This window comes from Spirillospora sp. NPDC047418 (genome assembly GCF_040643275.1).
Classification (GTDB): Bacteria; Actinomycetota; Actinomycetes; order Streptosporangiales; family Streptosporangiaceae; genus Spirillospora.
The window spans coordinates 1-13,128 of record NZ_JBEYTW010000153.1 but is presented as its reverse complement, the minus strand read 5'-3'; the positions used below and the strand labels follow the sequence as shown (position 1 = coordinate 13,128).

Genomic DNA, 13,128 nt, shown 5'->3' with positions numbered 1-13,128 from the left:
CGAGCCCGATCATGAACAGCCAGTCCGCCCACGCGGCGCCGGCCAGGTCGTTGTAGAGCCCCGCGAACGGGCCCTTGGGGGCGTGCGCCAGGAACGCCTCGGTGGGGCTGCCGCCGTCCAGCCAGCCCTGGCCGGCCGGGGTCCCGTGACCCAGCCCGAACAGCTTGTCCGCGAACGCCCAGGCGAAGATCCAGCCCAGTGCCAGCCGGGCCGCGGCCCAGGCGTAGCGGGCGGCGGGCGTCTCGGTCAGCGGCTTGGGGGCCACCACCCGGATCAGGGTGCCGCGTCCCGCGTGCGTCTTGTGCTCGGAGACTGCCATCGCCGTCTCACCTTCCATCACATCGCCGGTTTCTGCACTCCTCACTCAACTCCCGTCCGCTCTGCCGCCGTAGGTCCGTTCGGTCCGTGCTGGGGGGACGAACGTCCCGCCTATCCGGGCAGTGACTCCGGATGTGTTTTCGGCTCTCCGTGATCGCCGGAAATGGCTAATCTCTGTCCATGACCGGTACTTCCTCCCCAAATGAGCCGCCGCAGTCCCCGACCGTGGATTCCTCCGTGCCGCACACGGCGCGGGTCTGGAACTACTGGCTGGGCGGCAAGGACAACTACATCGTCGACCGGGAACTCGGCGACCAGATCCAGGCGGTCATTCCCGACATCGTCTCCTCGGCCCGCGCCGACCGGGCGTTCCTCGGGCGGGCCGTCACCTACCTGACCGGGGAGGAGGGCGTCCGCCAGTACCTCGACCTCGGGACCGGGCTGCCCACCGCCGGCAACACCCACGAGGTCGCGCAGGGCATCGCGCCGGACACCCGCATCGTCTACGTCGACAACGACCCGCTGGTGCTCACGCACGCGCACGCGCTGCTGACGTCCACGCCGGAGGGCGCCACCGACTACATCGAGGCGGACGTCCGCGACCCCGACGCGATCCTGGAGCGGGCGGCGGCGACGCTCGACTTCGACCGGCCGGTCGCCATCATGATGCTGGGGATCCTGAACTTCGTCCCCGACGAGGACGAGGCGCAGCGGGTCGTCGACCGGCTGCTCGGCGCCGTCCCGTCCGGCAGCTACCTGGCGATCGCGCACCCCAGCGGGGAGGTCGACGGGGAGGCGGCGCAGCAGGCCGTCGACATGAGCAACGAGTCGGGCGTCGCGCCGATGCGGCTGCGCAGCGCCGTGGAGATGGAGCGCTTCTTCGCCGGGATGGAGATCCTGGAGCCGGGCGTCGTGTCGTGCTCGCAGTGGCGGCCGGCGGTCAGCGACCCCGACCGTCCGCCGAAGCCGGTGTACCAGTTCTGCGGCCTCGCCCGGAAGCGCTGAGCGTCCGGGCCGCTCGGCAGCTCAGCCGCTGGGCCTCGGCCTACGGCCATTCGGTCTTGTGGCCGAAACCCTGCGCGTTGTCGATGAGGCGGAGCCAGGTCGGTCGGACGCACCAGTGGTCGGCCGAGGCGAGTGCGCGGGCCAGTTCGCCGCCGTCCGCGACGAAGGGGAAGCGGGCGGCGTAGGCGGCGCGGGCGGCGTCCAGGCCGGTACCGGTCAGGCGGTGGCAGACGCCGCGCCCCTGGACGCCGCGTAGCGTCCGCCAGTCCTGGTCGTCGCCCTGGACCGTGAAGGCCACGCGGACACCGCCGGGGTCGGCCGCGAGGGCGCGGCCGTGCCGGGTCGAGCGCGAGCTGACGAACACCAGGGAGCCGTCCGGCGCCGGGGCGAAGAAGACCGCGCCGGCCTGCGGGCCGTCCTCGTCCGTGTAGGCCAGATTGAGGACGGTGCAGGCCGCCAGCGCGTCCCGGATCGCGTCGTTCACCGGCTCCTCAGCGGCGGGATCGCCGGCACCTCCGGGGCGGACGCGATGTCCTCGGCGGTCAGCTTGAAGGCGTCCGGGAACTGGTCGCGGCGGGTGCGGCGGTCGGGCTCGGTGGTGCGCCAGGAGTACAGGCAGCGCTCGCACTGCAGCACCTCCCACACGCCGGGGACGGGCGAGGCGAACAGCAGCTCGATCGCCTCGTGCGCGCAACGCGGGCAGATCATGTCGGGGTCCTTTCAGCGGCGGGCGGGCGTGCGGAGACGGCGGGCGGCGCGCCGGCGGGCGGGTCAGCGGCGGGCGGCGAGGGCGCGGAGGCGGACGAGCCATTCGGCGGCCTCCGGCAGGTCGCGGACCTGGTTTCGGTAGTTTCCGCGGGGGTCGGGGGCGACGGGGGTGGTGGCGTCGATGACGAGCTTGTCGGTGATGCCGGGCGTCGTCGCCTGCGGCGCGAGCCCCAGCACCGACATGTTGGGCACCTGGATCAGGTCGCCGGCCGGGTTCATCTTGGTCGACACCGCCCACAGGACCTGCGGAAGGTCGAACGGGTCGACGTCCTCGTCCACGACGATGACCGTGGCGGCGTAGCCGAGCCCGTGCGGGGTGCTGAGCACGCGCATCCCGACGGCCTTCGCGAAACCGCCGTAGCGCTTGGCGGTGGAGACGATGACGACGAGGCCGTGCGTGTACATGGCGTTGACCGCCCGCACTTCCGGAAACTCGGCCTTGAGCTGCTGGTAGAGCGGGACGCAGGTGTTGGCGGCGATCAGGTAGTCGACCTCCGTCCACGGCATCCCGATGTAGAGGTGCTCGAAGATCGGGTCGGTGCGGTAGGAGATCCGGTCGACGCGGATGACGGTCATGTTGCGTCCGCCGGAGTAGTGCCCGGTGAACTCGCCGAAGGGGCCTTCGATCTCGCGCTTGCGGCCCTCGATGACGCCCTCGATCACCACCTCGGACCCCCACGGCACGGGCAGCCCGGTCAGCGGCGCCTCGGCGATCGGGGCGGGCGCACCGCGCAGCGCCCCGGCCAGTTCGTACTCGTTCTCGTCGTAGCGCATCGGCGTGGACGCGGCGATGGAGATGACGGGGTCGTTGCCGATCGTGATGGCGACCGGCAAGTCCTCGCCGGCCTCTTCGGCCTTCCGGAGTTGCAGCGCGATGTCGTGCATCGGGACGGGCTGGAGCGCGAGCCTGCGCTTCCCCTTCACCTGGATGCGGTAGATGCCGACATTCTGCTTGCCGCTGTTGTCCGGGTCCTCGGGGTCCTTCGAGACGACCGCTGCCTTGTCGATGTAGAAACCGCCGTCGCCGTCGTTCAGCCGGACGAGCGGAAGCACTTCGAAGACGTTCACATCGTCGCCGTCCATGACGTTCTCCGCCCACGGCGGGTCCGCACGCCATTCGGGCGCGACGGGGAACGTGTCCCAGCGGCGGCTGAACTCGCTGACCTGCTCCTTCACGCCCGTCCCCTTGGGGAGGCCGAGCGCGAGCGCGTGGTTGGCCCACGACCCGTGGACGTTCATGGCGATACGCGCGCTGGTGAATCCCGCGACGTTGTCGAAGTACAGGGCCGGGGCGTCGTCGCCCATCCGGCAGGCGGCATTGGCGGCGGCCGCGATGTCGGGCTCGGGCATCACCTCGTCGGTGATACGCAGCAGTTGCCCCTCCTTGTCGAGGGCGTCCAGGAAACTCCGCAGATCGTCAAAGGGCATGGTGGTTGTTCCTTTCACGGGCGGCCCGCATTCCGTCCCAGCGGCGGGCGGGCGCCGGCAGGTCGAACTGGTCCAGGACCCTGGCGGTGATGTGGTCGACGATGTCGTCGACCGTTTCCGGGTGGTTGTAGAAGGCGGGCATCGGCGGCACCATCTGCACGCCCATGCGGGTGAGCGCGAGCATGTTCTCCAGATGGATCTCGCTGAGCGGCGTCTCGCGCGGGACGAGGACGAGCCGGCGCCGCTCCTTCAGCACCACATCGGCGGCGCGGGCCACGAGCCCCTCCGCGTAACCGGCCCGGATGGCGGCCAGCGTCTTCATGGAGCAGGGCGCGATGACCATCCCGTCCGTCCGGAAGGACCCGGACGAGATCGCCGCGCCCTGGTCGTCGGGCGAGTACACCGCGTCGGCGAGCGCCCCGACCTCCCGCGCCGACAGGCCCGTCTCCAGTTCGACGGTCGCCCGCGCCCACCGCGACAGCACCAGATGGGTCTCGACGTCCGGGAGCCGGGCCAGGTTCTCCAGCAGCCGGACGCCCAGCACCGCACCCGTCGCACCCGTCATTCCGACGATGAGCCGCATGGCCGTCCACTCCCCTGAGATTTCGGTCACGCCTGTCCGGCGTCGCGACTCACGCTATGGCGAGGTCGGATAATCGCTGTCACAGATCAAGGACAGTGGATGAAGAAAAACGGACAACCTCTACGGGCGGACATCCCGCACGTCCCGTACCGTCCCGCGGCGGGCGCACCGCCGGGCGTGGAGGTCCTCGACCTGCCCCGGCTCATCGCGCGCGCCCGCGGCCACGCCGTCGAGATCTACGCCCCGCGCCGTCCCGTCTTCCACGAGTTCATCGCCGTTAAGGCCGGCACGGTGCGCTGCTCGGTCGACTTCAACGAGTACCGGGTGAACGCCGGGAGCTGGTTCTGGATGCGTCCCGGCCAGATCCACAGCTACATGGGCGACCTCACCCAGGCGGAGGCGACCGTCGTGCTGTTCACGTCGGACTTCCCGGACGCCGCCACTCGCGAGGCCGTCGGGCTGGACCTGCGCGTCCACCACCGTCCGCTGACCCCTGCCGGGGCGCACAGGACCGCGCTCGACGGGACGCTCCGCCTCCTGGAGGACGAGGCCGACAGCCTCGCCGACCTCCCCCTGGAAGCGCACATCGACGTCATGCGCCACCTGCTCGGCGTCATCCTGCTCCGCCTCACCCACCTGAACGGCGGGCCCGGCGACCCGGCCACCGCCAACGAGGTCTTCGTGCGCTTCCAGCAGGCCGTGGAGCAGGACCTCTCGGCGAGCCACCGCGTCGCCGACTACGCGGCGCGCCTCGGCTACAGCGTCCGCACCCTCACCCGCGCCGCCCAGGCCGCGACGGGCTGCGGCGCGAAACGCTTCATCGACGACCAGATCCTGCTGGAGGCCAAGCGCCTGCTGTCCCACACGGACCTGCCGCTGTCCGCGATAGCCGACCGGCTGGGGTTCGCCTACCCGACGTCCTTCAGCGCGTTCTTCCAGCAGCGCACCGGCATGCCCCCGACCGCGTTCCGAGCCACGTCCCGAGGCGCCCAAGCCGAACCATAAGGCACGGGACGCCCGTCGTTTCCCGGAGTGTCACAGGCCACCGTTAGCTTGGCCCGATGAGCACCGACCTGCCCAAGCTCTCCGCACCGGCCACGCGTGCCCTGGCGTCCGCCGGCTACGCCGACCTGGAGCGACTGGCCACAGCCCGCGAGAAGGACATCGCAGCCCTGCACGGCATGGGCCCCAAGGCGATGAAGACCCTGCGGCAGGCCCTGCAAGACCAGGGCTTGTCGTTCGCGGACGAGTGAACCGTCCGACCCGCCTGGTAGATCTCCAGGTGTGAGCGTTGAAGAGTTCCTGAAGACGGTCCACAACCTGCCCGAGGTGACCGAGAACGAGTCCTTCGGCGGCATGACCGCCTTCAAGGTGCGCGGCAAGGGCTTCGGCTATCTCAACGAAGCGGACGAGACCGCCATGCTCAAGGCCACCCGCGCCGAACAGGCCGCGCTGATTGCCGAGACCCCGGACGTCTTCTCCCCCTCCTGGGCCAGCGGCCGCTTCGCCTGGCTCTCCATAGACCTCACCAAAGTCGACCCAGGCGAACTGACCGAACTGATAACCGAGGCGTGGCGCCTATCGGCCCCCACGCTCCTCGCCCGCACCATCGACCCGGCCCGCTGATCCCGCCCGGAAAACGCCCTGGGGGCTTGTGCGGGTGTTACGGCAGCAGGAACTCGTTGATCGTCCGGGCCTGGCCGAAGATGGCGTGGCCGACGTCCGGGAGCAGCTTCACCGTCGACTGCGGGACGCACTCGTGGACGCGCCGCGCGGTCTGCCGCGAGTCGAACATGGCGTCCCGGCCGCCGACGATCACGAGCACCGGCATGCCGAGGCCGCGCAGCGCGTCGTCGGGGAACACCGGGAGCTTCTCCCTGCGCGGGTTGAAGTGCGTGAACGTCAGGACGACGCTGTCGAGCACCTCGCTCTCCTTGCCCAGGCCCGTGACGGTCATCGCCGACTCCCGCAGCCCGCCGCGCCGGACCAGGCGGGCCGCCAGGGTCCGGAACACCCAGCCGATCTTCTGCCGTCCGACCCCGCCGGGGCACAGCAGCACCAGGCGGGACACGCGTTCCGGCCGCCGGACGGCGTAGTCGAGCGCCGTCCACCCGCCGAGGGACGCGCCGACGACCGCGGTATCGGCGACCCCGAGCCCGTCGAGCACGTCGTCCAGCCACAGCGCGACGGCGTCGGACCCGAGGACAGGACGCGCGGGCGCGCTCAGCCCCGGTTCGCCGACGAGGTCGACGGCATAGGTGCGGAAATGCCGCGACCACACCGCGACGTCCTCCCGCCATGTGACCGCGTTCGCGCCCGAGCCGTGCAGCAGCACCAGGGGCGGCGCGTCCGCGGGCCCGGAGACCAGGACGAAGGTCTCCCCCTCGCGGGTCGGCACCCTGACCTGCTCGGCGGGCACCGGCCAGGCGTCCAGCGCCCGGCGGTAGTGGCCGAGCAGTTCGGTCCGCCCGGCGTCCGACTTGTAGATCACGCTCATGACGTCCCCGCCAGCCGCGCGTCGAGCGCCTCCAGGTCCGGGAGGAACCACACGTGGGCGGACCTGTTCGACTCCCGCACCAGCGCGCGCAGCGCCGAACTCTCCGCCATGTGCGCGGAGATGTCGCCGACGACCGCGAGCTTCACCCCGTACTGGACGAACTTCTGCATGAGATCGCCCGCGAATCGGGTGCCCAGCGAGAAGAAGCGCTCGTCCAGCCGCCGCGCGGGCACCGCCACGACCTCGGCACCGAGGTAGGTCGCGCCGACCAGGTCGAGCCCGTCCTCCATGGTCGCGATCAGCGGACCGTCCGGGTCGCACACCAGCACCTGGACCCCGGCCCGCTCCTGCACCACATCAGTCATCGCCGGCCTCCCGTCCGAGCACGCCGCCCTCACCGAGCACGGCGTCGATCAACTGCAGCACCTCGGCCGTGGCCGCCGCGCCGCCCAGCAGCACCACCTTCAAGCGCTGCGCCTTCTCGTCATGGACGACCTGGATGTGCACCGGCTCACCGGGGTCGGGCCCGCTCTGCGCGGCGCTTACCACGAGCGTTCCGAGCCGGTCCGCCATGTGCCGGTCGACACCGTCGACCTGCACGATGCTCGACACCTCGACCCTCGCCCCGGACCGCCCCTCGGGCTCCGGCCTCCCGGTCAACTCCTCCAGGTCGCCCTGTCCGATCCGGTACTGCTTGCCGATCCGGACGGCCTTGAGCCGCCCCTCCCGGATGTACCGCCGCACCGTCCGCACATGAAGCCCGAGAAGGTCCGCGACCTCCTCGACCGAGTACATCTTGTCGTCCATTGCTCCCCAACATACGCGAGATGAGGTCCGATAGGGAACTTTAGGGCCCACACGCTGACCTGAACCTGGTCCGGCGTCGCGGCTGACCGCGGACGGACGTCAGCCGAGCCGGCCGGTCTGCCAGGCCCAGGCGGCGATCTCGACGCGGTTCCGGACGCCCAGTTTGTGCTGGATGCTCGCGACGTGGGTCTTGGCGGTGCCGGGCGTGATGGACAGTTCGGCGGCGATCTCCGCATTGGTGCGGCCCCGCGCGACGAGGGTCGCGACCTCCGTCTCGCGGCCGGTGAGCCGCCCGTCGTCGGCGCGCGGGCGGGGCGGGGCGAAGCGGCGCAGCAGCCGGGTGGTGATCGTGGGGCTGATGAGCGCGTCCCCCGCCGCGGCGGCGCGGACGCCCTCCACCAGGAGCGTGGGCCCGGAGCGCTTCAGCAGGAAGCCGCAGGCGCCGTCGCGCAGGGCGGTGTACACGTACTCGTCGAGGTCGAAGGTGGTGACGACGAGCACCCGGAGCGGATCGGGCACGGACGGGCCGGCCAGCAGCCGGGTGACCTCCAGGCCGTCCATGCGCGGCATCCGGATGTCGGCGAGGACGACGTCGGGACGCAGCCGCCGGGCCAGTTCGACGGCCGCGGCGCCGTCGGCGGCCTCCCCGACCACCCGCATGTCGGGCTGGGCGTCCAGGATGATGCGGAAGCCGCCACGGACGTCATCCTGGTCATCGGCGATGACGATCCGCGTGGTCATGGCGCCGATCGTAGTGGGATCACCGCGGTGACCCGCCAGCCCCGATCACCCGCGGGACCTGCACCGAAGTCGCCGCCGAGCGCCTCGACGCGCTCGGCGATCCCGGGGAGGCCGAGGCCGCCCCGCCGCCGTCCGCGCAGCAGGCCCGCACGGCCGCTGGGGCCGTCGTCGGTGACGGCGACGCGGAGGGCGGGGCCCGTCGCGGTCACCGAGACGTCGACGGCGGTCGCTTCCGGGGCGTGCCGCCGGACGTTCGTCAGGGCCTCGACGACCAGCCGGTACGCCGTCGCCGAGACCTCGGGGGGAGGGGTGACGGCGTCCAGCGCCAGCCGGACGTCGGCCCCGTCCGAGGTACTGAACCTGTCCACCAGCGCGGGCAGTTCGTCCAGGCCGTGCGGCCCGTCGCGGGGCCCGTCGTCATGGAGCATGTGGACGGTGCGGTCCAGTGACGCCATCGCCCGCGCGCCGGCCGCCTCGATCCGCTGGAACGCCGCCGCGGGGTCGCCGCCGAACCGGGCGGCCTGCGCCTGGACGATCATCCCGCCGACCTCGTGCGCGACGAAGTCGTGCAGGTCGCGCGCCAGGTCGAGGCGCTGCGCGCGCCGCGCCTCGGCCACCGAGCGGGAGCGCCGCGCGTCCAGGGACCGCAGGTACAGGCCGGTGCCGGCGGCGACCACCGCGCCGAGCCCGCAGAGCAGGCAGCCGAGCACCGCGCCGCGCGTGCTCGCGGGCGGGACGACGTGCAGCGTCAGCCGCAGCGGGAGCACGGTCACCGCGACGCCGGCCACCGCTCCCGCGAGCGCGGCGGGACGGGCCCCCGCGCGCCGCACCGCCAAGTGGAGGACGACCGCCGCCGCGACCGACTCGGCCAGCCACCAGCCGGCCGTCCGGTTGCCGGCCGGCCCCTGGTAGAGCAGGGTCGCCACCAGCGAGCCGGCTCCGGCCGCGCCCGCGATCGCGCCCGGCCGGGCGGCCGGGAAGGCGAGCATGAGGACCAGCGCGGCACCGGTCAGCCAGGCCGGAACGGTGATCAGCGGCCCCACGCCCGGCGTGCCCGCGGCGGCGGCCGCCGCGAGGGCGATGAGCAGCGCTCCGGCGGCGAGGGCGCGCGGGCGCCTCTGCCGAACGGACGAGGCGCCCGCCGGGAAGATCTGCCGAACGGGCGATGCCCGGACAGGGCCCTGATCAGGAAGCTTGTCCCCATGAACGGTCACAAGCGAATCGTACGAACCGGGCTGGCCGCCGCCGCGGTGGCCTGCCTCGCGGCCTGCGGCCTCACGGCCGAGGCCGGGCTGGCGGGCGCGCCGTCGTCGTCCGGCACGGTGCTGCTGCGCGCCGACACCGACCGCGACGGGCGGCTGTCGCCCGCCGACGACGCCCGGCGCGGAGCGTGGACGGCGACTCGCGGGGCGATCATGCTGCCGAACCTCGACGACGACGCCGCCCGCTGCCCGACGGCCGGCAAGAACGGCGAACGGCTCACCGACGCGGCACTGGCCGCGTGCAACGACGCGTCCGACGCGGTGGTGAACGGTGCCGCCGACGCCGCCGACCTGGCACCGCTGGAGATTCCGGCGATGGCGAGCGTGTCCGGTTCCGCGCGGGCGACGCTGCGGTCCGACGCCCGGTCGCGGGACAAGGTGCGGATCTTCGTCCAGCGCGGCGGGCGCCTCACCGCCCTCGGCGCGGACGGCGCGATCCGCGCGGACGAACTCCGCCGCGGGCTACGGCTCGCCGTCGAGGCCCGCGACGTCGTCCGCGACCCGGCCGCCTGGTCGGGGTTCAGCGACCTCACGCTGACGGTCGCCGACGGCGGAAAGACCCGGTCCGACAAGGTCCGGCTGCGCGTCGCGCCGGTGCTCTTCCAGCACGACCTCCTCCCCCTGGACCGCGCGGTCGTGGCGAACCCCAAGGCCCCCGTCACGCTGGAGAAGGGGACGGCGCCCGACAAGCCCGTCAAGGGCCAGCAGGCGTACCGGCGCGACCTGCGCCGGGCACTGGACGCCGAAGGGCTGCGCAAACCGTTCATCGAGTCCCCGGCCGGGGGCGACCAGTGGATGGGCGACATGTTCAAGGCCGGCTACGCGTCCATGCCGGGGCCGGGCGGCAAGGAGCACCGCATCGTGGTGAACCTCAGGTCCCCGGCCGTGACGCCCGACTTCCCGGCCCGCGACCGTCCGCTGCGGGACGCGTCCCGTCCGGTGTTCACCATGATGCGCGGACCGGGCGTCGCCGGCCTCCAGCAGTTCGACGCCACGGCGGTCGACCGCCCCGACGACAACCTGTACTACGGGTCGGCCAGTTCGAGCGGCAACTTCGGGACGATCCCGCCCTACGGCAAGTACCGCACCGGCCGGATCGTGTATGGGGGCGAGGGCAAGTTCACTCCCGACACCGCGTTCACCCGGATGCTGGAGGCGCAGGGCTACCAGGACCCGATCGCCGTCGACACGAGCTGGCTCGGCGTCGGCCACATCGACGAGTTCCTCCACTTCGTCCCCCGGCGCGGAGGCAAGGGGTGGGCCATGGTCATCGCGGATCCGCGGATGGGCATGGACCTGCTGAAGAAGGTCGCCGCCACCGGCGGCGGAGGGCAGCGGCTGGTCGAGGGCATCGCCCCGTCCAACACGCAGTTCCCCGGCCTCACGGTCGCCGAGGCCCTCCGCAAGCCGGACCTGGTGAACGGCACCCGCATCGCGGCGGCGGGCGTCGACCGGGCACTGCGGCAGTTCCGCGAGAAGGCCGGGATCACCGAACGGGACGTCATCCGCGTCCCGGCACTGTTCACCAAGCTCGACCTGCCCGACGACTACCCGCGCAAGAACCTGACCGTCACCTACCTGCCGGACGCCGCCAACGGCATCAGCACGGGCACCGGCGGCTACCTGGCCCCGGCCCAGCACGGACCGCGCCAGGGCGGCCACGACGTCTTCCAGCGGGCCACCGAGCAGGCACTACACGGCGCCGGCGTACGCGTCCACTGGATCGAGGACTGGGACTACTCCCACTACGTCGGCACGGCCGGCGGCGACATCCACTGCGTCACCAACGTCCAACGCAACCTGACCACCACCACCCCGTGGTGGCACCCCACCCGATAAACCAAAAGCCGCCGCTACGCGGGCGACCACCTCATGCAAGGCGAGCGAGGGCGGTGGCGTAGAGGTGGGCGGGGTCGGCCGGGTGGACCGGGTCGGCCGGAGGGGACGCCGCCGGGCAGTGGCGGCGTCTCCCTCCCAGGTGCTGGATGCGGGTTCCCCGTATAGAGCGATGCGCGGCCGGTTCCGTGCCGGTCACGCTTCCGTACATGAAGTTGATCTCGAAGAGCGCCGGGGTCCTGGTGGCCGGGCTCGCCGCGGTGACGGCGGGCGGCTGGGTCGCCGTACCGACGGGACTCGCGGGCACGGCGCAGCAGACAGCCCAGGAGGCGCCGCAGGAGGCGCCGGCCGGGTGCGTGCCGGTTTCGGGCGCGGTGTGCGGGACGGTGCGGGTGCCGCTGGTGCGGGCGAACCCCGGCTTGGGCCACACCACCGTGGCCTATGCGCTGATCAGGCACCGCGACGTGTCCCGGCCCGCCAGGGGGACCGTGACGATCAACCCCGGCGGCCCCGGCGATTCGGCGATCGCGTCCGCCTCCACGTATGCCCGCATGTTCAGCGGTCTGCTGCAGGACCATGACCTGCTGCTCGTCGATCCGCGCGGGGTGAACCGCTCCGACCCGCTCAGCTGCGGCACGCTCGGTTCACTGCCCGCGACCCGTGCGGACTTCGTGCGGGCGGTCGGTGAGTGCGGCCGGCGGCTGGGTGCTCGGGCGCGCGGCTACACCTCGGCCGAGATCGCCGATGACATCGACGCCGTCCGCGCCAAGCTGGGCATCGGGCGGCTGGACCTGCTCGGCGAGTCCTACGGCACCTACCTGATGACCGTCTACGCGAAACGGCACCCCGAGCGGGTGCGCTCGATCGTGCTGTCCAGCGCCTACCCGCTCGCCGTGGACATGTGGGGACGTCCCAACGTGCGCGCTGCCCGCCGTTCGTTGCGACTGGTCTGCGAACGCAGCGCCGGCGCCTGCGACGGCGACCGGGTGCTGCGCGACATCGCACAGCTCTCCCAGCGGCTGCGCGCCCGGCCGATCGCCTACACGCTGGACGGGCAGCAGCGGCGGCTCGACGACACCGCCTTGGCCTCCATCGTCTACGGCCTGGCCAAGACGGCGCCCGCCGGAATCGGCGACGTGCCCGCGATGGCCCGCCGCGCCCTGCGCTCCAACTACACGCCGCTCATCGACGCCGCCCGCCAGGCCGCCCCGCTGAGCGGGTCGTCACTGCGCCAGGACGAGCCGCAGCCCTTCAACCCCGAACTGGCCGCGACCGTGGTCTGCAACGACTACCCGAGGCTGTGGAACCGCAGAGCGGCACTCCCGGCCCGGCTCCGGCAGTTCTCGGCCGGGCGCGCGGCACTGCCCGAGCGGGACTACCGGCCGTTCGGAAAGCGGGCCTGGACGAGCATGAGCTACGACCAGGGCGACACCTGCATCCGCTGGCCCGACCGCCACGGCCCGAGCCAGCCGGTCGGCGGGCCGTTCCCGGACGTCCCCGTCCTCGTGACCTCCGGCGACCTGGACGCCAACACCCCGACGGAGACGGGCCGACAGGCCGCCCGCCAGTTCCGCCGCGCCACGGTCGTGGAGGTGCCCAACGTCGGCCACGTACCCGAACACGAACCCAGCGGCTGCGTGGCCGCCATCCAGACCGGCTTCATCCGCGACCTGCACGTCCCCGAAACCTCGTGCCTGGCCAACATCCCACCCACCCCGGTACGCCCCTAACCAGGGTTAATTGGTGATGGCGGGTGTGGTGGTGAGGTTGAGCCCTGTGGGGGCGAGGCAGCTGTCGATCACGCCGGGGTGGTGCTGGATGACCCTGAGCCGGTGCTTGATCATGCCGGCGAGGTCGTCCAGGTCGGTGGCAAGGATGTTGAC

Annotated in this window: 15 protein-coding genes and 1 pseudogene; 6 read left to right on the top strand and 10 right to left on the bottom strand. The window is 72.3% G+C overall.

Annotated elements, in window-relative coordinates; genetic code table 11:
• A pseudogene (locus tag ABZ806_RS43485) lies at window positions 1–319 on the bottom strand (hypothetical protein); the annotation flags it as partial.
• A gap of 179 nt (window positions 320–498) precedes the next feature.
• Between ABZ806_RS43485 and ABZ806_RS43480 the strand changes: the two are divergent.
• Window positions 499–1,323 (top strand): SAM-dependent methyltransferase, encoded by an 825-nt coding sequence (locus ABZ806_RS43480; protein ID WP_500225541.1) that lies wholly within the window; start codon window positions 499–501, stop codon window positions 1,321–1,323.
• A 40-nt stretch (window positions 1,324–1,363) separates the two neighbouring features.
• Here ABZ806_RS43480 and ABZ806_RS43475 read toward each other — a convergent pair whose 3' ends face one another.
• The 4 genes from ABZ806_RS43475 to ABZ806_RS43460 all read right to left on the bottom strand — a co-directional run bounded on the left by ABZ806_RS43475 (window position 1,364) and on the right by ABZ806_RS43460 (window position 4,102).
• Complete coding sequence (locus ABZ806_RS43475) at window positions 1,364–1,807, bottom strand: hypothetical protein (RefSeq protein ID WP_500225540.1); 444 nt, start codon at window positions 1,805–1,807, stop codon at window positions 1,364–1,366.
• Window positions 1,804–2,031 (bottom strand): non-oxidative hydroxyarylic acid decarboxylases subunit D, encoded by a 228-nt coding sequence (locus ABZ806_RS43470; protein ID WP_500225537.1) that lies wholly within the window; start codon window positions 2,029–2,031, stop codon window positions 1,804–1,806. Before ABZ806_RS43470 ends, ABZ806_RS43475 begins: the two co-directional genes overlap by 4 nt.
• 63 nt (window positions 2,032–2,094) lie before the next feature.
• Window positions 2,095–3,519, bottom strand: a complete 1,425-nt coding sequence (locus ABZ806_RS43465) for a non-oxidative hydroxyarylic acid decarboxylases subunit C (RefSeq protein ID WP_500225535.1) — start codon at window positions 3,517–3,519, stop codon at window positions 2,095–2,097.
• On the bottom strand, window positions 3,509–4,102 hold the full coding sequence (locus ABZ806_RS43460; RefSeq protein ID WP_500225533.1) for a non-oxidative hydroxyarylic acid decarboxylases subunit B: 594 nt from the start codon (window positions 4,100–4,102) through the stop codon (window positions 3,509–3,511). Before ABZ806_RS43460 ends, ABZ806_RS43465 begins: the two co-directional genes overlap by 11 nt.
• Window positions 4,103–4,201: 99 nt before the next feature.
• Here ABZ806_RS43460 and ABZ806_RS43455 point away from each other — a divergent pair, with 99 nt between their 5' ends.
• From ABZ806_RS43455 to ABZ806_RS43445, 3 genes are read left to right on the top strand one after another with little or no spacing between them, the layout of a single operon-like run.
• Complete coding sequence (locus ABZ806_RS43455) at window positions 4,202–5,107, top strand: helix-turn-helix domain-containing protein (RefSeq protein ID WP_500225531.1); 906 nt, start codon at window positions 4,202–4,204, stop codon at window positions 5,105–5,107.
• Between the two features lie 56 nt (window positions 5,108–5,163).
• Window positions 5,164–5,355, top strand: coding sequence for a helix-hairpin-helix domain-containing protein (locus ABZ806_RS43450; protein ID WP_500225530.1), 192 nt, complete (start codon window positions 5,164–5,166; stop codon window positions 5,353–5,355).
• Between the two features lie 31 nt (window positions 5,356–5,386).
• Window positions 5,387–5,728, top strand: coding sequence for an MmcQ/YjbR family DNA-binding protein (locus ABZ806_RS43445; protein WP_500225528.1), 342 nt, complete (start codon window positions 5,387–5,389; stop codon window positions 5,726–5,728).
• Between the two features lie 37 nt (window positions 5,729–5,765).
• Here the strand turns inward: ABZ806_RS43445 and ABZ806_RS43440 are convergent, their stop codons facing one another.
• The 5 genes from ABZ806_RS43440 to ABZ806_RS43420 form a co-directional block, all read right to left on the bottom strand.
• On the bottom strand, window positions 5,766–6,599 hold the full coding sequence (locus tag ABZ806_RS43440) for an alpha/beta fold hydrolase (protein ID WP_500225527.1): 834 nt from the start codon (window positions 6,597–6,599) through the stop codon (window positions 5,766–5,768).
• On the bottom strand, window positions 6,596–6,964 hold the full coding sequence (locus tag ABZ806_RS43435; RefSeq protein ID WP_500225525.1) for a DUF4180 domain-containing protein: 369 nt from the start codon (window positions 6,962–6,964) through the stop codon (window positions 6,596–6,598). The genes ABZ806_RS43440 and ABZ806_RS43435 overlap by 4 nt, the downstream gene beginning before the upstream one ends.
• The gene (locus ABZ806_RS43430) at window positions 6,957–7,406 is read right to left on the bottom strand and encodes a helix-turn-helix domain-containing protein (protein ID WP_500225524.1); all 450 of its coding nucleotides are present in this window, start codon (window positions 7,404–7,406) and stop codon (window positions 6,957–6,959) included. Before ABZ806_RS43430 ends, ABZ806_RS43435 begins: the two co-directional genes overlap by 8 nt.
• Window positions 7,407–7,505: 99 nt before the next feature.
• Window positions 7,506–8,147 carry a response regulator gene (locus ABZ806_RS43425; RefSeq protein ID WP_500225522.1) on the bottom strand — a complete coding sequence of 214 codons (642 nt, stop codon included), beginning with the start codon at window positions 8,145–8,147 and terminating at the stop codon, window positions 7,506–7,508.
• Complete coding sequence (locus ABZ806_RS43420; RefSeq protein ID WP_500225518.1) at window positions 8,144–9,361, bottom strand: sensor histidine kinase; 1,218 nt, start codon at window positions 9,359–9,361, stop codon at window positions 8,144–8,146. The genes ABZ806_RS43425 and ABZ806_RS43420 overlap by 4 nt, the downstream gene beginning before the upstream one ends.
• Between ABZ806_RS43420 and ABZ806_RS43415 the strand changes: the two genes are divergently transcribed.
• Together ABZ806_RS43415 and ABZ806_RS43410 are read left to right on the top strand one after the other, a co-directional pair.
• Window positions 9,350–11,248: a protein-arginine deiminase family protein gene (locus tag ABZ806_RS43415; protein ID WP_500225515.1), complete on the top strand. Its 1,899-nt coding sequence runs from the start codon at window positions 9,350–9,352 to the stop codon at window positions 11,246–11,248. The two genes, ABZ806_RS43420 and ABZ806_RS43415, sit on opposite strands and share 12 nt — an antisense overlap.
• A gap of 206 nt (window positions 11,249–11,454) precedes the next feature.
• A complete protein-coding gene (locus ABZ806_RS43410; protein ID WP_500225513.1) occupies window positions 11,455–12,975 on the top strand; it encodes an alpha/beta fold hydrolase in 1,521 nt (506 codons plus the stop codon).
• Window positions 12,976–13,128: the final 153 nt, after the last annotated feature.

What these genes read in the sequence shown, in the direction of transcription:
- ABZ806_RS43465 (WP_500225535.1), bottom strand. Translation starts at nt 3,519, where the DNA reads ATGCCCTTTGACGATCTGCGGAGTTTCCTGGACGCCCTCGACAAGGAG.
- ABZ806_RS43480 (WP_500225541.1), top strand. Translation starts at nt 499, where the DNA reads ATGACCGGTACTTCCTCCCCAAATGAGCCGCCGCAGTCCCCGACCGTG.
- ABZ806_RS43435 (WP_500225525.1), bottom strand. Translation starts at nt 6,964, where the DNA reads ATGACTGATGTGGTGCAGGAGCGGGCCGGGGTCCAGGTGCTGGTGTGC.
- ABZ806_RS43470 (WP_500225537.1), bottom strand. Translation starts at nt 2,031, where the DNA reads ATGATCTGCCCGCGTTGCGCGCACGAGGCGATCGAGCTGCTGTTCGCC.
- ABZ806_RS43440 (WP_500225527.1), bottom strand. Translation starts at nt 6,599, where the DNA reads ATGAGCGTGATCTACAAGTCGGACGCCGGGCGGACCGAACTGCTCGGC.
- ABZ806_RS43455 (WP_500225531.1), top strand. Translation starts at nt 4,202, where the DNA reads ATGAAGAAAAACGGACAACCTCTACGGGCGGACATCCCGCACGTCCCG.
- ABZ806_RS43410 (WP_500225513.1), top strand. Translation starts at nt 11,455, where the DNA reads ATGAAGTTGATCTCGAAGAGCGCCGGGGTCCTGGTGGCCGGGCTCGCC.
- ABZ806_RS43430 (WP_500225524.1), bottom strand. Translation starts at nt 7,406, where the DNA reads ATGGACGACAAGATGTACTCGGTCGAGGAGGTCGCGGACCTTCTCGGG.
- ABZ806_RS43460 (WP_500225533.1), bottom strand. Translation starts at nt 4,102, where the DNA reads ATGCGGCTCATCGTCGGAATGACGGGTGCGACGGGTGCGGTGCTGGGC.
- ABZ806_RS43425 (WP_500225522.1), bottom strand. Translation starts at nt 8,147, where the DNA reads ATGACCACGCGGATCGTCATCGCCGATGACCAGGATGACGTCCGTGGC.
- ABZ806_RS43415 (WP_500225515.1), top strand. Translation starts at nt 9,350, where the DNA reads ATGAACGGTCACAAGCGAATCGTACGAACCGGGCTGGCCGCCGCCGCG.
- ABZ806_RS43450 (WP_500225530.1), top strand. Translation starts at nt 5,164, where the DNA reads ATGAGCACCGACCTGCCCAAGCTCTCCGCACCGGCCACGCGTGCCCTG.